Source organism: Alkalihalobacillus sp. MEB130, assembly GCF_032335535.1.
Lineage (GTDB): Bacteria > Bacillota > Bacilli > Bacillales > Bacillaceae_D > Halalkalibacter.
The window spans coordinates 1-20,884 of record NZ_JAOANA010000018.1; the positions used below are offsets into that span (position 1 = coordinate 1).

Annotated in this window: 21 protein-coding genes and 1 pseudogene; 7 read left to right on the plus strand and 15 right to left on the minus strand. The window is 40.7% G+C overall.

The features are described 5' to 3' along the window. Positions 1-374 (plus strand): IS3 family transposase (locus N0O92_RS16905; protein ID WP_315615839.1); only part of this gene is annotated, 374 nt, incomplete at its 5' end. A 161-nt stretch (positions 375-535) separates the two neighbouring features. Here the strand turns inward: N0O92_RS16905 and pta are convergent. Beyond that, positions 536-1,525: a phosphate acetyltransferase gene (gene pta, locus N0O92_RS16910; RefSeq protein ID WP_315615840.1), complete on the minus strand. Its 990-nt coding sequence runs from the start codon at positions 1,523-1,525 to the stop codon at positions 536-538. Between the two features lie 267 nt (positions 1,526-1,792). Here pta and N0O92_RS16915 point away from each other — a divergent pair, with 267 nt between their 5' ends. From N0O92_RS16915 to gerQ, 4 genes are all read left to right on the plus strand, one after another. Continuing rightward, entirely contained in the window at positions 1,793-2,536 is a 744-nt protein-coding gene (locus tag N0O92_RS16915; RefSeq protein WP_315615841.1) for an enoyl-CoA hydratase/isomerase family protein, read from the plus strand. Between the two features lie 125 nt (positions 2,537-2,661). Then, positions 2,662-3,411, plus strand: a complete 750-nt coding sequence (gene hemQ, locus N0O92_RS16920) for a hydrogen peroxide-dependent heme synthase (RefSeq protein ID WP_315615842.1) — start codon at positions 2,662-2,664, stop codon at positions 3,409-3,411. Between the two features lie 257 nt (positions 3,412-3,668). Continuing rightward, entirely contained in the window at positions 3,669-4,100 is a 432-nt protein-coding gene (locus N0O92_RS16925; RefSeq protein WP_315615843.1) for a cell wall hydrolase, read from the plus strand. Positions 4,101-4,125: 25 nt separating this feature from the next. Next, positions 4,126-4,665 carry a spore coat protein GerQ gene (gene gerQ, locus N0O92_RS16930; protein WP_315615844.1) on the plus strand — a complete coding sequence of 180 codons (540 nt, stop codon included), beginning with the start codon at positions 4,126-4,128 and terminating at the stop codon, positions 4,663-4,665. 50 nt (positions 4,666-4,715) lie between these two features. Here the strand turns inward: gerQ and N0O92_RS16935 are convergent, their stop codons facing one another. Further along, positions 4,716-5,087 carry a DUF423 domain-containing protein gene (locus tag N0O92_RS16935; protein ID WP_315615845.1) on the minus strand — a complete coding sequence of 124 codons (372 nt, stop codon included), beginning with the start codon at positions 5,085-5,087 and terminating at the stop codon, positions 4,716-4,718. A 154-nt stretch (positions 5,088-5,241) separates the two neighbouring features. Here N0O92_RS16935 and N0O92_RS16940 point away from each other — a divergent pair, with 154 nt between their 5' ends. Next, positions 5,242-5,862, plus strand: coding sequence for a GNAT family N-acetyltransferase (locus N0O92_RS16940; protein ID WP_315615846.1), 621 nt, complete (start codon positions 5,242-5,244; stop codon positions 5,860-5,862). Here N0O92_RS16940 and N0O92_RS16945 read toward each other — a convergent pair. From N0O92_RS16945 to pgmB, 11 genes and pseudogenes are all read right to left on the minus strand, one after another. Further along, a complete protein-coding gene (locus tag N0O92_RS16945) occupies positions 5,859-6,155 on the minus strand; it encodes a DUF5327 family protein (protein ID WP_315615847.1) in 297 nt (98 codons plus the stop codon). The genes N0O92_RS16940 and N0O92_RS16945 overlap by 4 nt on opposite strands. A gap of 730 nt (positions 6,156-6,885) precedes the next feature. Then, positions 6,886-7,134: pseudogene (locus tag N0O92_RS16950) on the minus strand (MerR family transcriptional regulator); the annotation flags it as partial. A 27-nt stretch (positions 7,135-7,161) separates the two neighbouring features. Continuing rightward, the gene (locus N0O92_RS16955; RefSeq protein WP_315615848.1) at positions 7,162-7,902 is read right to left on the minus strand and encodes a 3'-5' exonuclease; all 741 of its coding nucleotides are present in this window, start codon (positions 7,900-7,902) and stop codon (positions 7,162-7,164) included. A gap of 6 nt (positions 7,903-7,908) precedes the next feature. Continuing rightward, entirely contained in the window at positions 7,909-8,904 is a 996-nt protein-coding gene (locus N0O92_RS16960) for a DUF294 nucleotidyltransferase-like domain-containing protein (protein ID WP_315615849.1), read from the minus strand. Positions 8,905-8,906: 2 nt separating this feature from the next. After that, positions 8,907-10,172 (minus strand): ammonium transporter, encoded by a 1,266-nt coding sequence (locus N0O92_RS16965; RefSeq protein ID WP_315615850.1) that lies wholly within the window; start codon positions 10,170-10,172, stop codon positions 8,907-8,909. Positions 10,173-10,439: 267 nt separating this feature from the next. Further along, positions 10,440-11,105 (minus strand): uracil-DNA glycosylase, encoded by a 666-nt coding sequence (locus N0O92_RS16970; RefSeq protein WP_315615851.1) that lies wholly within the window; start codon positions 11,103-11,105, stop codon positions 10,440-10,442. 111 nt (positions 11,106-11,216) lie between these two features. Further along, complete coding sequence (locus N0O92_RS16975; RefSeq protein ID WP_315615852.1) at positions 11,217-12,617, minus strand: sucrose-specific PTS transporter subunit IIBC; 1,401 nt, start codon at positions 12,615-12,617, stop codon at positions 11,217-11,219. Between the two features lie 236 nt (positions 12,618-12,853). After that, positions 12,854-12,985 (minus strand): hypothetical protein, encoded by a 132-nt coding sequence (locus N0O92_RS16980; protein ID WP_315615853.1) that lies wholly within the window; start codon positions 12,983-12,985, stop codon positions 12,854-12,856. After that, on the minus strand, positions 12,982-13,893 hold the full coding sequence (locus N0O92_RS16985; RefSeq protein ID WP_315615854.1) for a helix-turn-helix transcriptional regulator: 912 nt from the start codon (positions 13,891-13,893) through the stop codon (positions 12,982-12,984). Before N0O92_RS16985 ends, N0O92_RS16980 begins: the two co-directional genes overlap by 4 nt. Before the next feature lie 183 nt (positions 13,894-14,076). Beyond that, positions 14,077-15,531: a glycoside hydrolase family 32 protein gene (locus N0O92_RS16990; RefSeq protein WP_315615855.1), complete on the minus strand. Its 1,455-nt coding sequence runs from the start codon at positions 15,529-15,531 to the stop codon at positions 14,077-14,079. 81 nt (positions 15,532-15,612) lie between these two features. After that, on the minus strand, positions 15,613-16,293 hold the full coding sequence (pgmB, locus tag N0O92_RS16995; protein ID WP_315615856.1) for a beta-phosphoglucomutase: 681 nt from the start codon (positions 16,291-16,293) through the stop codon (positions 15,613-15,615). A 100-nt stretch (positions 16,294-16,393) separates the two neighbouring features. On the opposite strand from pgmB, the gene rarD reads away from it, so the two are divergent. Beyond that, positions 16,394-17,344, plus strand: a complete 951-nt coding sequence (rarD, locus tag N0O92_RS17000) for an EamA family transporter RarD (protein ID WP_315615857.1) — start codon at positions 16,394-16,396, stop codon at positions 17,342-17,344. 52 nt (positions 17,345-17,396) lie between these two features. Here the strand turns inward: rarD and glnA are convergent, their stop codons facing one another. Both glnA and cshA read right to left on the minus strand, forming a co-directional pair. Further along, positions 17,397-18,755: a type I glutamate--ammonia ligase gene (gene glnA / locus N0O92_RS17005; protein WP_315615858.1), complete on the minus strand. Its 1,359-nt coding sequence runs from the start codon at positions 18,753-18,755 to the stop codon at positions 17,397-17,399. Between the two features lie 486 nt (positions 18,756-19,241). After that, positions 19,242-20,732, minus strand: coding sequence for a degradosome RNA helicase CshA (gene cshA / locus N0O92_RS17010; RefSeq protein ID WP_315615859.1), 1,491 nt, complete (start codon positions 20,730-20,732; stop codon positions 19,242-19,244). Between the last annotated feature and the right edge of the window lie 152 nt (positions 20,733-20,884).

Below are 20,884 nucleotides of genomic sequence, written 5' to 3' on the forward strand. Positions count from 1 at the left end.
GAAAACGCAAAGACGCAGCTCTAGTTCAACGTGCCTTCGCAACCATTAATCGGCCATTAGAGCATGTAAAACTATTTCATACAGATCGCGGATCTGAGTTCAAAAACGTAGCCATTGATGAACTATTAAGTGAATATGAGATTGAACGTTCATTGAGTCATAAAGGAAACCCTTATGATAATGCGGTGGCAGAAGCGACATTTAAGATTTTAAAAACAGAACTAATCAATGGAGAGCATTTCCACTCCCTTAACCACCTAGAACTTGAACTTTTCGATTATATCAATTGGTACAATAATATCCGTTCGCACAGTGCACTGGGGTATTTAAGTCCAGTAAGCTATCGAAACGTAGCCCTTAAAAAGATTGTTTGATTTAGTGTTGACATACCAACACACCCTTTTGAGGCCGTCAACACCACTCCCTCTCCCATTCACTACCGCAACCATCAAAAATGAGCCACACTCCGCACTCGCGATCATCACCATTATCACTACAAAAAAGAAAAGGCCGATAATCGGCCTTTTCTCATCTCTTAGCTCATCACTCTTTGGTTAATAGCTTGCATAGCTGTGATAAGTGAAAGTTTATAAACATCAGCAGCGTTACACCCGCGTGATAAGTCATTTACTGGTTTGTTTAGACCTTGCAAGATCGGTCCAATTGCGTCATATCCGCCAAGGCGTTGAGCGATTTTGTATCCAAGGTTTCCTGATTCTAAGCTTGGGAAAATGAACACATTCGCTTGACCTTGAAGCGGTGAATCTGGTGCTTTTTTCTGAGCAACAGCAGGAACAAACGCTGCGTCGAATTGGAATTCACCGTCAATGACTAAATCTGGTCTTGTTTTTTGAGCGAGTTTCGTTGCTTCTGAAACTTTTTTCGTCTCAATTGATGATGCCGATCCTTTTGTTGAGAAGCTTAGCATCGCTACTTTTGGATCTAAGCCGAATACTTTTGCCGTTTCAGCTGTTGCAATCGCAATTTCAGCTAGCTCTTCACTATTTGGTGCAATGTTAATTGCGCAGTCACCGAATACAAATTTTTGATTTTCTTTAACCATGACGAATACACCTGAAGTTCGCTTAATTCCTGGTTGAGTTTTAATGATTTGCAGTGCAGGACGTACCGTATCTCCTGTTGAGTGCGCCGCACCACTTACTAGTCCGTCCGCTTTTTCAAGGTAAACAAGCATTGTACCAAAGTAGTTCACATCAAGAAGAAGCTTTCGAGCAGATTCTTCTGTTTCTTTTCCTTTTCTACGCTCAACAAATGCTGAAACCATTTCATCCATTCCTGCATACGTATGAGGATCTAAAATCGTTACATTTCCTAATTCAATTTTATGCTCAGCCGCTTTTGCACGAACTTCCGCTTCGTTTCCAATTAAAATTGGTTGAACAACTTTATCTTTAGCCAAATTCGCCGCTGCTTCCAATACTCGCTCATCTGTACCCTCAGGTAGAACAATCGTTGGATTGTGCCTTTCGACTTGTGCTTTTATTTCCGAAAAAAGATTACTCAAAATAGATTCCCCCTAAGTCTTCTGCTACCTTTTATTATATGCTAAGGATACTCCTCTTGTATGCAAAAAGGAACCATATTTGTCAAGTTCACTAAAGTGTTAATTTTTCTAAAAATCACTATGTTTTCGCTTACATACTTATTACATTAGCATTTTTCGTCTTTTCTAACATTACTTATAGGATAGCCAAAGGATTCCTCTGTTATGTGTCGAACTGATATTACCAGTAAGTGAACGACCATTCATTTTTAGATAGGGGGAACGATTTTGACTAAACATATTGCCGTATTGTACAAAGTGGAAAATCAGATTGCTACTATTACCATGAATCGTCCTGAAGTAAAAAACGCCTTAAGCAAAGCTATGCTTAATGAACTTTATCAATCATTTGAAAACGCTCAAAATGATGATTTGGTAAAAGTCATTGTTCTTCAGGGGTCTCAAAATGCTTTTTCTGCCGGAGCTGATCTAAAAAGCATTCCGTTAGAGGAACTTGAAACATTTGATTATGGGACCTTTTTAGAGGAACAATACAACCGTCTCATTCGCCTCATTGTCTCTACGGAGAAACCCGTTCTTGCTTATATAAATGGCATCGCCGTTGGAGCAGGTTTAAGCCTTGCTTTAGCTTGCGATTATCGCATAGCGACAGAGGATGCCAAAATGGGGCTTGGGTTCCTGAAAATTGGCCTTGTTCCTGATGCGGGAGCCTCCTATTTCCTGCCTCGTCTTGTTGGGCTTTCAAATTCGATGGAACTTGCGCTAGGGACGATCATTTCTGCTGAGAAAGCCGAACGCATGAACTTGATCAATCAGATCGGTGATCCTGCCCCCTTCATTACGTCTTTAACCCATTTACCTCCAACTGCATTTTCACTTATGAAGCAAAACTTTCGTCAAAGTTTTGAACATAACTTAGATGATATGTTGCAAATGGAAGTAAACGCTCAACGACAAGCAGGAGAAACAAAAGAGCATAAGGCCGCTATTTTACAATTTTTAAAAAAGTAGTAACAAATTAGACACTTCTCATTCGTAAGAGGAGCTCCGTTCATGGCTTCAGCGTTTTAAATATGGTATAGTATCGTTGATTACATATTTGAAACGAGTTCTGAACAAAAAAGGAGTTGTTTTACATGAGTGAAGCTGCAATTACGTTAGATGGTTGGTATTGCCTACATGATTTCCGTACAATCAATTGGCCTGCTTGGAAAACCATCTCAACTGAAGAACGCGAGCAAATTTTAGCTGAATTCCACTCCATGATCGATAAGTGGGAGCAAACCGAAGCAAATGAGCAAGGAAGCCATGCTCTTTACTCGATTGTTGGTCAAAAAGCAGATTTTATGCTAATGATTTTGCGTCCAACGATGGAAGAATTAAATGAAATTGAAACCATTTTTAATAAAAGTCGTCTTGCTGAGTTTACGATTCCGACGTATTCTTACGTCTCTGTCGTTGAATTGAGCAATTATATGGCTGGGGAAAGCGACGAGGATCCTTATCAAAATCCACATGTGCGTTCACGTCTTTACCCTCAACTACCAAAAGCCAATCATGTTTGCTTTTACCCAATGGACAAGCGCCGTGATGGTGATGATAACTGGTACATGCTTCCAATGGAAGATCGTCGTTCCCTTATGCGCAGCCACGGCATGATCGGGCGTAGCTATGCTGGCAAAGTGAAGCAAGTTATTACCGGATCTGTTGGTTTTGACGATTGGGAATGGGGCGTTACATTGTTTACGGACGATGTTCTTCAATTTAAAAAGCTTGTTTATGAAATGCGCTTTGACGAAGTGTCGGCACGCTACGGTGAATTCGGATCGTTCTATGTCGGAAATATCCTCAACCCTAGTCACTTATCTAGATTTTTCCACATATAATTGTAAAATGACCACATCTATTTGTAGATGTGGTTTTTTCATTATTGACACCTTTCATGATGGCAGAGATATAAGGATACCAAACCGCAAGCGAACCCTTCACAAAAAAAACATATGCATACGCCCCTTTTATGAGTCATATAGTGAAGTAACTGCACCGCCTACGGCAAATCATCCTTTTTTACTTTGGATGCAGTTTTCAATTCATATCTCTTACTTACATCTAAGAAAGGTCAACTTTGATAGGAGGTGAAGAGATGGCTGTTATTAATGTCAACTCAAGTGATATCGATATGCTCGCTAGATTGATGCGAGCAGAGGCAGAAGGCGAAGGAGAACTTGGAATGCTGATGGCCGGAAATGTGATGGTGAATCGTACTAGAGTTCGTTGTATGGACTTTGGAAATGTTAATACGATTCCTCATATGGCTTTCCAATCTCCAGGTGGGTTTGAGGCTGTTCAAAAAAGTTATTTTTACCAACATGCACGGGAAAAAGATCGGCGTTTGGCACGCCGTGTTATTAATGGTGAGAGGTTTCATCCGGCTGAATTCTCTTTATGGTTTTTCCGGCCAGAAGGGTCATGTCCAGCACAATGGTGGGGGCAATGGAACACAGGTCGATATAAACTGCACTGCTTTTATCAGCCATTGCCAGCGGACTGTCAGGAAGTATTTGGTACGTTTTAATTAAAACTAAAAGGGGCGATCAATCGTGTATCAACAACCATGGTATCCACAACAGCAAGGAACAACAGGATTTGGTCAACAGCAAGGATTCCCTCAACATCAACATCAACAACAACAGCAACCACCAACTGCTCAACCAACAGGCCAACTGCCTTACCAATCAGCTCAACAATATCAATTTCAACACGTTCCCGGGATCACGCAGCAGCCACAGCCATTTCCTGGAATGACTCCACAGCAATTCTTTGCCCAACAAGAAGGTATGCTTCCACTTGAGCAATCGTTTATTGAGAACATTCTTCGCTTAAATCGTGGGAAAGCCGCTACATTTTACATGACATTTGAAAACAATCCAGAGTGGAATGCGAGAGTATTTAGAGGAATTGTAGAAGAAGCTGGTCGTGACCACATTGTTGTCGGTGACTTTGAAGACCAAACTCATTACTTACTGCTCATGGTGAACCTTGATTACGTAGAATTTGATGAACCAATTGAGTATGATTATCCATTTGGGCAAGTTGCACCTCCTCTTGCAACATATTCGCCACGTCCAAACGGCTCATAACATAACATAATAGAAAAAGGGCAACTCCTCGTGAGTTGCCCTTCAGTTCATTATAATCCTCTTAGGACAGCTAAACCTAACAACACCCATCCAACAATAAAAGCGAGCCCACCAATCGGGGTAATCGCGCCAAGCTTGGTGACTCCCGTTAAAGCCATCGCATATAAACTTCCGGAGAACAGCACAATTCCTATCAGAAAACTCCATCCAGCTCCATTTAACCCCGGAAGAGGAAACTTTAAGGCAATAACTCCAACAGCAAGAATAGCGAGTCCATGAATCATATGATATTGCACACCTGTTTGATAATTTTTCATCATGCGCTCAGTTAACCTTGGCTCTAGTCCATGTGCTCCAAACGCACCAATTGCAACGGAAAGGCCCATCACAACGCTACCTATTAAAAGAAACAATTTTGCCAATGTTCTTCGACTCCTTTTCTTAACGAACTCATGCAAATTTTACCACAAACATACCCGAAAACCGACTGAGACGTTTCTTTGTTACCTTTTCCATCGTCTTACGTGAAATCTCCTTTGTGTTTCTATACAATAAATAAAAAAGGAGGATGATCCTATGAGCAAAGTCAACGTTCGTCCATATAAAATGACTGATTTCGAATCGCTATTAGATGTTCAAAAAGAAGCATTTCCCCCTCCATTCCCTGAGGATTTATGGTGGAATCGTGAGCAAATTGAAGCCCATGTCACAACATTTCCAGAAGGTGCCCTGCTTGCCGAAATAGATGGTGTTGTTGTGGGCTCTGCCACTTCACTGCTTATCGCTTTTGACGGAAAACCTCATACATGGGAAGAAGTTGCCGATGATGGCTACATCCGCAAAAGCCATAATCCAAATGGCGATAGCTTGTACGGAATTGATTTGTGCGTTAGACCAAGTTACCGCGGCAAAGGGATTGCAGGTGCTCTGTATGAAGCCAGAAAAGATACGGTCCGCCAGTTAGGGTTGAAACGATTTATTGCAGGATGTCGCATCCCTAACTATCATGAACATGCCGACCGACTTGATGCAGAAAGTTATGTAAAGGCTGTTGAAAAAGGCGAGATCAAAGACTTGGTCCTAACTTTTATGTTAAAACAAGGCCTTCACCCCCTTCAAGTTATGCCAAACTATCTTGAAGATGACGAATCACTAGATTATGCTGTGTTAGTCGAATGGAGAAACGACCAGCTTTAGAAATCAAGAATGTTGCGGTCTTTCTCCTCTATTTCTCCTCCATTATGGACGAGAGGCTTTGCGTACGTTGCCGCTTGCGGTTGCGGTGTCGCATAATTTTGCTGGATGACGGGCTGTTGTGGTGCTTGCTTTTGAATCGGTGTCGGAGCAGTCCCTTTCAGTAACTGACAGTACGCTTCGATCACGGCTGTCGCTTCTCGCACAGCAGCCTGATCTCCTTCTGAAATGGCTCTTCGTAGTTTTGACGTTTGTCCTTCTATATGGTCGCAAATTTGATTTGCTGGAATATTCATCGTCTTCGCCTCACTTTAATTTTTTGTAGTTGAGTATATGCTTTACTCTCTCTAAGTGCAGACACGTTGTCCCCTGTTCTTCTTCCGCGCTGTGGGCCTTTGCGGACACCACAGCCGCTATTCTTCAAAAGATGTCCTTTTCACGGTGGTTCCGGACTCAGAAGACCTTATTGCGGGGGTTTCATGTGATTTCACCTATTTATTAGCTCAATAGCGAACCCTGCGTCCTTTTCTTTTACTCATCTGCTTATTTCGTAAAAATAGCGAATCTACAGTCCTTTTAAGTCTTTTAGTGGACTACAGGGACTCTATTTTCCTTTAAAAGTGTTCTTTTCACGGTAGTTCCGGACTCAGAAGACCTTATTGTAGGGGGCTTCATGTGTTATTACCTAAAAATTAACCGAATAGCGAACCCTGTGTCCTTTTCCTGCTCTCATTCGCTTATTTCATTCAAATAGCGAATCTACAGTCCACTTGTCCCAATGAAAAAACATCATCCTTCTTGTTCGCCTTTTTCACCTTATTACCTGCCAACATCCTGCACTGGCTCCACTCCCCGTGCGCCTTTTTGAGAAACCCACTCAAAAAGCCTTGAAACCTTTACGGGGGCTCCGCTCAGCGCTTCGAAGGAATGCAAAAGGAAGTTCGCCTTTTTCATTCCTTCTCATTCTAGCATAGTGCTTCCCCTAACAAAAAGAAGGAGCTGACCAAGTTCCTAGTCAGTTCCTTCTTTTTGTTCACGCGAAGCAAAAATTGCTTTGACGCCTGCGATATTTACTCCTTGCTGAATAAGGGATTTAATTTCTTGGAATTTCTCGATGTCATCTAATGAAAACATTCGTTGATTTCCTTCGTTTCTCGATGGTTTGATCAGCCCTTGTTCTTCATAATAACGAATTTGTCGGGCAGACAAGTTCGTCATCTCCATTACTACACGGATGGGAAAACATGCTTGCCGTCTTTGAATATCTGACTTCACTCGCTCCCCTCCTCCTTCGTTACCATTCTATGATTGTGTCATACGACCTTTTGCTAAATACGTGTAGACATCTCGTAATGTGTCAAAGCCTTTCTCTTTCGCAAGGCGAATGTTTTTTTGCCACAACTGTGCGGTAATCAGCGCATCTTCCAATGCGTGATGCCTTTTTTGTACTGGAATGTCGTAATAAGCACAGCACTCATCTAACGTTACTAAACTTTCTGGAACAACAATTTTGGTTAAAAAAGAAGTATCAATAATTCGATGCTGAAATGTGGTTCGTAGCGTTTGCCATGTAGCATGAGACATAAATTTTTTCTCATGTGATGCATGGTGTGCAACCAAGGTGGAATGTCCGATGAAAGAATAAAAGTCGGACAACACGTCAAGTAATGGCGGAGAATCATTCAACTCTTCTTCTGTTAGCCCTGTTAATTCCAAAATCTCTGAAGAGGGCACTTTGGAGCATTGAACAGTTGAATAAAACGTTTCTTCTTCGAGTATCTCTGACCCTTTCATTTTTACTGCTCCGATCGAAAGGATGCCGTCACCTTTATCAGGGTAAAACCCACTCGTCTCCAAATCGAAAATAATAAATGAAAGATCCGTAATGGGGCGATCAAGAACATCCTCTTGCTTTAATTGCCGCTGGATTTGACGCAAATGAGAAAGCCTAGCTGCATCAGATTGCTGTTGCAAGGATGTATAAACATTTGGACTTAACCGATTAGATAACTGCTTTACTAGCTGCACCATATTATTAATCATGTATATTCACCCTTTTAACAGCCTTTCTATAGTCTGATAAAGTCTATGCCCTTCTCTTACCCATTCTTTTATTTGCTTTCGCTCTTCCTTGCTTAAATTCTCAATGGAGAGGTGGTGAATGTTTTCGTAATGCTCAATCTCTTTTTGCCAAGTCACTCGCTTCTCTAATAATTGTTCAAACGACTTTTGTGATTGCTTAAGATGTTCGTTCGTTACCTGTTCAAACCTATGAACAGTTGAGCTTGATAGAATATGTTGTTGAACAGCAAGTAACCTTAACCCATTTACATACGGAAAAAGAACAATTTGTTTAAAATCAAATTTCCCCTTATGAACACCTTTTGTTTCAACAAGAAGTTGATTAAACAACCCTATTCCTTTTTTTAACCTACCTGTATTCTCTGTTAACCTTACTAACATTCTAGGATTGTTGCTCACAACTTGAAAAAACGTCTGTTTCAATTGGTCAACTAATTCCGTTTTTCCATAGACAGCTCTAGCATCAATAAAAGTTAATGAGTACCTAAGAGTTTCCCATTTATCTTCATGTAACCATTGTTTTAGTTGGTTCTTCCATTTTTCACTAGAGCAACACCACTTCGGATTCGATGCCATCACATTTCCTTCACAACGCTTATATCCTACTTTTTCTAAAGCATGAACGATCTCTTTACCAAGGTGAAGAAAATACAACTCATCCTCTTCATTGGTGCTCTCATACACGAGCCCATGATCTTGATCACTCCAAAAAGACTGTTCAAGTCTGCCTCCACTTCCCATCAAAAAGAAAGCAAAGTGAGCAGGCGGTTCGCCCCACTCACTTCCTGTCTTATTTAGAGCGAGACACACCGCTTTTTTTATGATCTGTTCATGCTGATCTTGAAGTGAGGCCGAGGTATGCTCCTGTTTATGAATGGTATTTATTCGTTCCTCATAGAGAGATCGAAGGCTCTTATCCCATTCGCTATCACTGAAGGCAGAATAACTCTTTGCCCCTGACATTCTTAAGCCCCTGTCTTTTCGTTTCCAGGCATGCTTTCAGGATAACCGTAGCTTCCATGTTCACTAAGATCAAGACCAACAATTTCTTCTTCCTCAGATACACGTAAGCCGCCACATACTGCTTTTGTTACTAATAATAAGATGTAAGAAGCGATAAATGCGAACGCACCACACGCTACAACACTTAATACTTGAACACCAAGTTGGCTAAGTCCGCCACCGTAGAACAAACCAGCTGTACCACCGTTCATAGCTGCAAGCTCAGGAGTTGCGAAGAAACCAGTTGAAACGGTTCCCCAAACACCGGCTACACCGTGAACAGATAATGCGAAGATTGGATCATCAATACGAGCTTTGTCAAAGAATTTCATGGAGAAGAATACGATTAGTCCACCAACAATCCCGATTACAACCGCTGCCCAAGGAGCAACGAATGCACAAGATGCCGTAATGGCAACTAACCCTGCTAATGCGCCGTTTAACATCGTTGGTACATCTGATTTTCCTGTCATAGCCCAAGCGATAAATAATGCTGCTACTGCACCAGCAGCTGCTGCTAATTGAGTATTAAGAGCCACATAGCCAAAGAATGCATCTGCAACTTCTAACGTACTACCTGCGTTAAATCCAAACCAACCTACCCATAGAATTAAAACACCTAATGCTGTATAAACTTGGTTGTGACCAGCTAAGTCATTCGCTGAACCATCTTTGTTGTATTTACCAAGACGAGGCTTTAATAAAATCGTAGCTGCTAGTGCTGCCATTGCCCCCGTTAAGTGAACTACTGTAGAACCTGCAAAGTCTTGCTTACCTAAGTCAGCTAACCATCCGTCACCCCAAATCCAGTGTGCAACGATTGGATAAACAAATGCTGAGAATAGTACTGCGAAAACGATGTATGCTGATAATTTTGCACGTTCTGCAAATCCACCAAAAGCGATTGTTAATGCGATTGCTGCGAACATTACTTGGAAGAAGAAATCAACCGATCCAACTAACCCTTCCTCAGCTGTTGAGAAATCTCCAAAGAAGAAATCAGACATTCCAATAAATGCATTTCCTTCTCCGTAAGCAAACCCCCAACCTACAGCCCAGTAAACGAGTGATGCGATCCCGACTGTGAAAATCGTTTTACCGGCAATGTGACCCGCGTTTTTCATACGCGTTGACCCTGCCTCCAAAAGTATAAATCCACCTTGCATGAAAAGAACTAAGACTGCGCAAATCATAACCCATAAATTATCCATAAGTGCTAATTCAGTCATTTCTTTTACCCCCTTCATAATGTGTACACGTTAGCGTTAGAGAAGCTAACATCTGTTGTTAGTTCTAATTATACGTACGAAATATTCTGAATCTACTCTCTTGTCAGATATCCTTACATTGTTTTAAATCAAGCCATTTCACGTGAAAGCCCTTACTATAGCAATGCTAATAGCGTTACAAGCCAATTTAAAAACACCAAATAACCTACACTCTTTTTTGTGTAGGTTAGCCGTTTTTATATACGTTGCATGTAAGATCTTACAAAATTACAAGTCCCAAACAATCTCATCATGACCATTTTCCTTTAATACAAGATTGATTTTTGAAAATGGTCTACTTCCGAAAAAGCCTTTACGCGCAGAAAAAGGGCTTGGATGGGCAGATTCAATGATGCTATGTGCAGGATTGGTGATCATGTCTTTTTTTGCTTGAGCATGTCTGCCCCATAAAACAAACACAACAGGCTCTTCTCTTTCGTTTAATGCTTGTATGACAGCATCGGTAAAAAGCTCCCACCCCTGTCCTTTATGAGAAGCCGCTTCGCCTTCCCGTACCGTTAAGACCGTATTTAGTAATAGCACCCCTTGTTTGGCCCAAGAGAGTAATGATCCATGTGAAGGAATATTACAACCAAGATCTGATTGCAACTCTTTATAAATATTTTTTAACGAAGGCGGTATTTTCTCTGCTGATGTAACCGAAAAGCTCAGTCCGTGTGCTTGGTTGGGACCGTGGTATGGATCTTGTCCTATAATGACGACTTTTGTTTTTGTATACGGGGTATATTCGAAGGCTCGAAACAAATCCTCCTGCGGTGGATAGACCGTATTCTGTTGATATTCCATATTTAAAAAGTGCTCAAGTTTTAGAAAATACTCTTTTTCTAACTCCGCACCGATTACTTCTTTCCAATCATTTGTCATTGCTCTCATATTCTAGTCCTCCTTGCCACTCTCTAGTGTAGCACATCCACCTAATACAGATGATCTTATCGAACTCATAAAAAAACTCACCTCCACACAAAGTGAAGGCGAGAATCCCTTTTATTTTTTCGTCGTATCTTCTTTCAAACCAAGGATCCATGTAGCGACAAATGCTCCAGCTGTCGCAATAAGCATTCCTACTAAATAGTTGATAATGTTCGCTGTCCCAAACGGAGCAGCAATCGCAATCATCGGAATACCCGTTAAACCATAAGCATTCACAAACACATTCATGAACACAACGTATGCTCCACCTAGTGCACCACCAATGGCGGCACCGATGAATGGACGCATGAAGCGCAAGTTCACCCCAAAGATAACAGGCTCTGTAATACCAAGGAAAGCAGAGAATGATGCTGGTAACGCAATTTCTTTCACTTTTTTATTCTTTGTAAGGAAGAATACCGCAAGACCGGCACCACCTTGAGCTACATTCGCCATCGCCCATATTGGTAGTAAGAAGTTAAAACCTAAGTCAGCAATCAGTGCTGCCTCAATCGCATGGAAACTATGATGCACCCCTGTAATAACAATCGTTGAATACAATCCACCGAAAATCAAACCAGCAAAAATACCAGCTGTATTATAGATGTAATCAAGACTCCACGTTAGTCCATTTCCTACCCATGTACCAAGTGGACCAACAAATAGCATCGCAATAAATCCTGTTAAAATGACAGTTACAAACGGAACAACAAGTAAGTCAATCGCATTTGGTACGACTTTACGTAAGCCTTTTTCAATTTTACTCATAATATAAACGACAAGTAAAATTGGAATAACCGTACCTTGGTATCCAAGTAACTCAACATTCATTCCAAAAAAGACAATCGACTCTGGTACCGCGTCGGTTAACGTCCAAGGATTTAACAATACAGGATGTGTCATAATTCCACCAAGAACGGCACCTAGGTATGGATTCGCGCCAAACTCTTTTGCTGCACTAAAACCAATTAAGATTGGCAGAATAATAAAGGCAGCACTTGAAAACATATCTAGAAACAAAATCCACGGACTATCTGGTGCTACCCATTCGAACGCCGTCATCATTCCGAGTAGTCCCATTAACAAACCACTTGCTACAATGGCTGGGATGATCGGGACGAAAATATTCGATAGCGTCCGCGCTAGTCGAGCGAGTGGATTCATTTTCTTTTTAGCTGCTGCACTGTGATCCACTTGCTTTTCTCCGCCGTCCGTATCCTTAGCACCAACCCCTGTTATATTGGCAAATTCCCCATATACTTTATTAACAAGACCCGTTCCAAAGATAACTTGAAACTGCCCTGATGCACTAAACACTCCTTTTACTCCATCGAGATCTTCAATCGCTGCCTTATTTGGTTTATCATCATCTTGTAAAACGATTCGCAAGCGAGTTGCACAATGAGTCGCGCTTACAACATTCTCTTTGCCGCCTAAAAGTTCAACTAGTTCACTAGCTACTTTTTTTGTATCCATGATGTATATGTCCCCCATTTCTAAGCTGTTTTTAATATGGTCCATGTTGGAAAGTTACAAAAAAACAATAAAAAAGACCTAAAATGGGCTCAAAGTACATACGTAACAACACATACGTATGGCGTTTGTCCATTTTAGGTCTTGCCTGCTTGATCAGTAACAATCCCACATATTCTATTGATTCCGCTTTCAGTTTACAACTTTCATAAAGGAACGTCAATTATTTTTTCTTTTTTTTAATTAGTAAAGATTCCCTTCACGATACGAACCAATAATCTTGGGGCATAGATGATGAGTTCAATACAGAAGCCAATTACATCCGGCAGCCATAAATGTTTATCATCTTGCTTTTTCTTTTTTTGGCTCATGATTCTTCCGACCTTTCTCGTTTGAAATCTAGCTCAAACTGCAAGTTCATTGGTTCGTCAGCGAGATCTTGTATTGGATTAGTCGATGTTACTGCTACTGTATCATCGACCTCTTCAAATGTGATATTATCGATCCACACTGTACCCGAGCCACAAAGAAGTAAACCAATACTAATAATTGATCCTTCCGTCGGTATATCAAGTACAATTTCATATTGGTTCCAATTCGTTGTTCCTTTGATTGCTCGTGATTCCATATTATCAAAGGCTAGTATCTCATCCGCTTCCCCATCTACTCGCATCCAAAGTCCTGCCCACTGCTCTACATGGTCTGATTTGACAAAAGCGGCAAATCGCATTCTTTTTTCACGGTATTTCTTCGCCTTAAACATTTGCATCATCGTACCAAATCCACTGATTTGATCTTTCTTTGAGCGAATCACTCCTGATGCTCTTCCACCATGAGCAACCTTCACATCGATGCCCATCTCATAATCAAAGGGGTTTGATCCACTTGGCAGCCACCCTTTTGGCATCACGTTTTCCATTGGAATAGCCTCCTTTTCGAAAATGAAATTTCTAGTAAAACGCCGATATTTAGCTGGACTAATTTGAAACAATTGCTTAAATGCTCTAGTGAACGATTCCTGTGATGAAAAATGGTATGTAATAGCGATAGTGATAATTTTTTCGTCCGTCATCACTAGGTCGCACGCAGCATGAGTGAGACGACGTCGTCTTATATATTCCGCTATCGAGATACCTGTTACAGATTGAAAGATGCGATGGAAATGGAAAGGAGAATAACCGACATAATCAGCAATTCCATCAGGTGAAATATCTTCTATCAAACGTTCTTCCATGTAAGAAATGGACTGTTGAACTACTTCTACATAGCGATCTCTCATTCCATCTGCTCCTTTCTTCTTTATGATAGCATAGAAAATTTATCCATTTTTGATATTATTTGCGGTACTACTTGAGAATTAATGCACAAAAAGGTTTACCCCAAAAGGTTGTAACCTTTTGAGATAAACCATAAAAGCACATGCTAACGTGTCCCTTTATCTATTAGATGATCTCTTCTCCCTTTATTTTATCTTCCAAGCTTGAAGCTTTACTCTCTCAGTCCCTTCTGCTCCTGCTGCAAAAGAGATTCCTTTTTCTTCTACGTTAGGATAAAAGCGTGCTGTAAACACTTCTTCTCCGTCATTAATAAATACTTCAATCGATGAGATATCTAAGAAAATGCGGATATTGTTTAGTTGAGAGATGTGACAGAATCGCTCTTCAACCGTTTGATGATCAACATAACTAATTCGATCAAGCTTAAACAACTTATCAGTAGGATTGTATACGAGATTCACATCATTCCGAATATGAACTGCAATCGGACTCGTTACGGTATCTAACGTCTCCAGATAGATTTCAAGTGCATCGCCTTCAATCCCTTGAAATGCTTGTGCCTTTTCGTTAAGCTCGACTACCTCATACGTTACTTCGTCTTTACGTAACTCTTTTAATTCTTCTACTGGTCGTTGATAGAGCTTGCCATTTACTAGTTTTAGTTCTCTAGGTAACGTCATCGCATGAATCCATTTATGTTCAATCGTTGGGTGATCCTCTTCTCGTTCTTCCGGCATACCGAGCCAGCCAATCATAATGCGGCGGCCTTTTTCATCGACCGTCGTCTGTGGTGCATAAAATTCAAAGCCACGATCCAGCTCTATAAAGTCACCATGATTATATTCAACTGAATCATAATCCAACGTACCTACAACATAGCCAGCTTGATAGAGATTTTGATAATAAATTCCACTTGGTTCTAACCCTTGAGGAGAAAAGACGAGCACATCTTGTCCATCTAATTCAAACAAATCTGGGCATTCCCACATATAACCGAATTCTCGGAAAGGACCGATATGCGCTCCTGCAAATGCTCCTAAATGCTCCCAGTTTGTTAAGTCCGTTGAACGAAACAGTACCGCTTTTCCCTTGAGGTCTTTACTCTGTGCTCCGATCACTAAATAAAAGTGGTCCTTGTGTTTCCATACTTTCGGATCACGAAAATGTGGTGTATACCCTTCTGGTAAGTTGATGACCACTCCTTCTTTCGTAAACTTATAGCCATCTTTAGAAGTTGCCATCACTTGGTATGTCTCACGGTTGTTATTTTCATCTTTTACATTACCTGTGTAAAATAAGTAAAGCGTTCCATCATGTTCAATGGCACTTCCTGAATAACAACCATTTTTATCAAACCAATCACTTGGAGCTAACGCAATATCATGGTGCTCCCATGTCACAAGATCCTTTGTTGTGTAATGACCCCAAAACTTCGCACCATGACCTGTGTTAAATGGATTCCATTGATAAAATAAATGGTATACCCCATCAACTTGAATAAATCCATTCGGATCGTTTAAAAGCCCTACAGGAGGCATTACATGATAACGTAAGCGATAGGGGTCGGCTTCAACCGTATGTTTATGTTTTTCTACCTCAGCGTAAGCTTGTTGTCGTAATGTTTGATCAAGATCTGCCATTTCTCCTAGCTCCTTTTTTCTTTTTTCGTTAAGCAATCGTACCGTACCTCTTATTGTTTGGCAAATAGTCTTACTTTTTCACTAACAGTACAAGGTCTTTTGTTGTTTCTGTAATGCTTCTTCTAGTGAACCTATGGTTAGATACTCGGTTGAAGAGAGGGTAAAATCAGCTCTTACTAAAGAAGGTTCCCTGCCTACACCTACTGAAAACATTTCCGTTTGTAAAATCGCCGATAGTCCCGCTTCTCCATCTTCTATCGCCACACACTCAGAAGGATCCACTCCTGCTATCTCCGCTGCTTTCAAAAAGATTTCTGGATCTGGTTTCCCTCTTTTTAATGTTGTAACATCAACGACTCCAGCAAAGTAAGAAAGAAGGTCAAGTTTTGATAATACGAGTGAGGCGTTTTGACTTGCTGAGGCCACAACCATCGTGACTCCCAGCTTTTTTACATTTTCAATAAAGGCTGAAATGCCAGGCTGCGCATCGTCTGGGGTCATGTTTTGAAGCAACTGTATGTAATGGGCATTTTTCTTATCACAAACCCGCTCAAATTCTTCCTCTGACAACACAACCTCAGCTTTATCAATGATGGCTTGAACCGTCACTCGTCTGCTTAATCCTTGCAATTGCTGATTCCATTGCCGGTTAAAAGGGACATCAAACTGATTAGCCACCTCTTTATTCACTTCATAGTGTAAAGGTACGGTATTGGATATCACACCATCCATGTCAAAAATCACTGCTTTCATTTGTTTCATTCTGATTCCCCTTTTTATTTAGTAAAACGAAAAGTTTTCATAGGCTTTTTCTGTTAATTTGTGTAAAATAAAGCTACATAAATGGAGAGGAAGTAGAGATATGCAGCAATCAGAGCATCAAATAGGTGTATTTGCGGCGGTTGGGGCTTATTTAATTTGGGGCGTACTTCCTTTGTATTGGAAGCTTTTAGAACCCGTTTCAGCTGGTGAAGTACTTGCTCACCGAATTGTTTGGTCATTAGTGATTATGATGCTTATTTTAACTGTAAAAAGACAATTGCATTCGAGTTGGAAAGAGCTTGTCCATATATTTACTCATTACCGAACAGCGTTAGGAATTATTTTAGCATCTTGTGTGATTACATTAAACTGGTTTGTTTTTATTTGGGCTGTCAATAGTGATCGAGTGATCGAAGCAAGTTTAGGTTATTATATTAATCCATTAATTAACGTCTTGTTAGCGGCCATTTTCTTAAAAGAACGTTTTACACGCTGGCAATCTCTTTCCGTTGGATTGGCTTTCGTCGGAGTGGCCACTATGACGTTTTTCTACGGAGTCGTTCCATGGGCGGCGCTATTTCTTGCATTCAGCTTTGCTATTTATGGCTTGATTAAAAAGATGGTCAATGCAGGCGCCATGGTCGGGTTAACGATTGAGACGTTATTGATGACACCTTTTGCCTTACTCTTTCTCGCTTGGTTGTACAATCAACCAACGTACAACCAGGCATTTGTTTCATGGCAAAACGAAACAACTTGGCTGTTAATAGGTGCAGGAGCTGTAACGGCGATCCCACTGCTTTTATTTGCCATTGGTGCACGTCGAATTTCATTTTCATTAATTGGGTTTCTTCAATATTTGGCTCCGACCATTATGCTGATGATTGGGATCTTTTTATACAATGAGCCATTCTCTCAGATTCAATTTCTAGCCTTTTCTTTTATTTGGCTTGGGTTGTTTATCTTCACCACATCAAAGACAGTGATCTTCCAAAAAATCACCAAGAGGCTTTTCAAAAAGAAAATGGAGCATGAACCAAAAGCATCGTAATGCAAAAAGCAGTTGAGAGTACTCTCAACTGCTTTTCTCTATGTGTAACCTATTAGAATTTGTTTTGGTAAGCCTTAACTTCCCAATCTGTTACCGCTAAACGGTAGTCATCACACTCAGCACGTTTTAATGCTACGTACTCATTAAATGCATGCTCACCGAAAGTTTGTTTCCCAATTTCACCAGACTCGAAACGCTCAAGAGCAGATTCTAAGCTAGTAGGTAGGTTTTCGATGCCACGAGCTTCTAACTCTTCTTTGCTCATATGGAAGATATCAGCATTTGTAGCAGGAGATACTGTTAAGTCACGATCTACTCCGTCTAACCCAGCAGCTGCAATAACTGCAAATGCAAAGTATGGGTTAGCTGATGGATCTGGACAACGGATTTCTACACGAGTACCTGCGCCACGAGTTGCAGGGATACGGATTAGTGCAGAGCGGTTAGATGCTGACCATGCAATGTAACAAGGAGCTTCATATCCAGGTACTAAACGCTTATAAGAGTTTACTAATGGATTTGTTACCGCAACGAAATCCTTCACATTATCCATTAAACCAGCGATGAACTGATATGCTTTTTCAGATAGTCCAAGTTCGTTAGACTCATCATAGAATGCATTTTCTTGTTTCTCATCATCGAATAATGAGATGTTCACGTGCATTCCACTTCCATTTTCACCAGCTAGTGGTTTTGGCATGAATGTCGCATGGTAACCAAATTGTTGAGCAACTGTCTTAACAACCCACTTGTACGTTGTCGCTGCATCTGCTGAACCTAGGGCATCTGCATATTTAAAGTTGATCTCGTGTTGACCAATCGCAACTTCGTGGTGAGAAGCTTCAATTGTGAAGTTCATCATTTTCAAAGCTTTATAGATTTCAAGACGTACTTTTTCACCTAAATCTTTTGGAGATGGCTCGAAGTATCCGCCTTTGTCTTGTGTATCTAATGTCGGTTGACCATCTTCGTCTGTTTTGAATAAGAAGAACTCAAGCTCTGGTCCAACACTAATTGAATATCCTTGATCTTTTGCACGCTTAACTGTTTTCTTTAAAACGTTACGCGGGTCGCCAGCAAAGTCAGATCCATCAGGCTTTTTTACGCTACAAATGAAGCGAGCTTCTGAGTAGCCTTCTTGCTCCGTCCAAGGTAGGACAGCAAATGTAGTTAAGTCAGGATCTAAGTAAAGATCAGATTCGTTAATTGGTGTAAATCCAGCAATAGATGAACCGTCAAACATCACTTTTCCATCGATTACTTGGTCTATTTGTTCAGCTGTAACTGTAACATGTTTAAGTGTTCCCTCAATGTCGACAAATTGTACGTGAAGAAGTTCAACATTCTTTTTCTCGATTGTTTCCTTAATAGTAGCAACTAAGCTTTCCCTTGTTGGTGTAGATACTGCCATCTTTAAACACTTCCTTTTCATGTAATGATATGTGACATCCACTTGTTATGTTTTACTTTATGATGTTACGGGCTTTTTCGCAATGGGTATGTCAGATAATCTCACATAGTTTATGAGAGTGCAAAATCTAGCAAATTCCTTAAAGGGTGCATAACAAAAGCAATGAAAAGGCTTACTTATATATTGAATTTTCTTATAATTTTTTATCTCTTTTTTCTATATTTTAAGACTTTTGACGCAAGACTAAAAAAAGAAGCAAGAGATTTCTCTCAAGCCGAATTAAAAGCTAAGGGGGTATACAATAATATATTGTGATGTAAGTCTTCTTTACTATAACAATGACATGAGTCTTGGACAATATTTCTAAAGAATACTTAATGAGAATCTAATCAATTTTACAATTCATTCACATTACTATCGTATTTATTCTTTAATCAAAACAACCTCAAAAAAAGCTGACTCTTGTTTAGAGTCAGCTTTTTAAAATTAAGCATTTTTCGCTTTTCTTTGTCCGCCACTGCGTCCACCTTGACGACGAGATCCGCGATCATCTTTGCCACGGAATTGTCCTCTACGGCGGTCATCACGTTCACGACGGCCTCCGCCTCCGCGATAAGGTTTTCCGCCACCACTTCCACCGCCATGACGTTTTTTCACACGTAATGGTGCTTCGCCTGTTAAACGAATTGGTGTTGTATCTGGCTCTTTTGTCAGAAGCTTCAAAGCAGCTGCAAGAGCAGATGTTGCATCTGATTCTTGTAGTAGATCTTTCGCAGCTTTGCGATAGCTATCTGCATCGCCACTAGCAATTAGAGAACGTAATTGTTCAACTGCCAAGTCTTGCTGCCCTTTAATTGCTTGCTCAAATGTAGGCTTTTGAACTTTGTTCATTTTCTTCTTCGTGATTTGCTCAATGGTGCGAACATGGTCCATCTCACGAGGAGTGGCAAATGTTACAGCTAATCCTGATTTCCCTGCACGACCTGTACGTCCAATACGGTGAACATAGCTTTCAGGATCTTGCGGAAGATCAAAGTTATAAACGTGAGTAACACCACTAATATCTAATCCACGTGCAGCGACATCAGTTGCTACTAAAACGTCGATTAACCCACCTTTAAACTTACGAAGAACACTATCACGTTTTGCTTGGTTTAAGTCACCGTGAATTCCTTCTGCACGGTATCCACGTTTGATTAATGCTTCTGATAGCTCATCAACACGACGTTTTGTACGACCGAATACGATAGCAAGTTCTGGAGATTGGATGTCCATGAAGCGACTTAGAACATCAAACTTCTCTTTTTCATGAACTTCTACATATTGTTGCTCGATGTTTTCCATCGTGACTTCTTTTGCCTTTACCGCAATTAATTGTGGGTTAGACATGAATTGCTGAGCTAGTTTTTCAATTCGTTTTGGCATAGTCGCTGAGAATAAAAGAGTTTGACGTTCTGTCGGTACTTCTTTTAAGATCGTCTCAATGTCTTCCACAAAGCCCATATTTAGCATTTCATCGGCTTCATCTAGGACAACCATGTTGACTTCGTTTAAACGAATCGTCTTTCTTCTCATATGGTCCATTAAGCGACCAGGTGTTGCTACTACAACGTGTGGCTTGCGTTTCAAATCAGTGATTTGTTTACGCATGTCCTGGCCACCATACACGACAACCGTACGAACGCCTTTATGCTTACCAAATGTAACGAGGGACTCTGCGACTTGATTCGCAAGCTCTCGTGTAGGGGCAAGGATAAGTGCTTGAACATGTGCTTCTTCAACATTAATACGGTTAATTAGCGGAATACCGAATGCACCTGTTTTTCCTGTGCCCGTTTGCGCTTGCCCAATAATGTCTTTTCCTTCTAATGCAGTAGGAATGGTTTCAGTTTGAATTGGTGTTGCTTCTTCAAATCCCATTTCTGTTACTGCTCGAACCACTTTCGGGTCCAAGTTAAAATCATAAAATGTTGTCAAATATATAATCCCCTTTTTCTGGTGAAACTCACCATGTTACTTAATTTTAAACATCCTTCAATATTAACATGCCCAGACCAACAATACAATATGTATTTTTTTCGGGGTCAGACCCCTCTGCAGTCCGGCACCGCGGTGAACATCTACAGAGG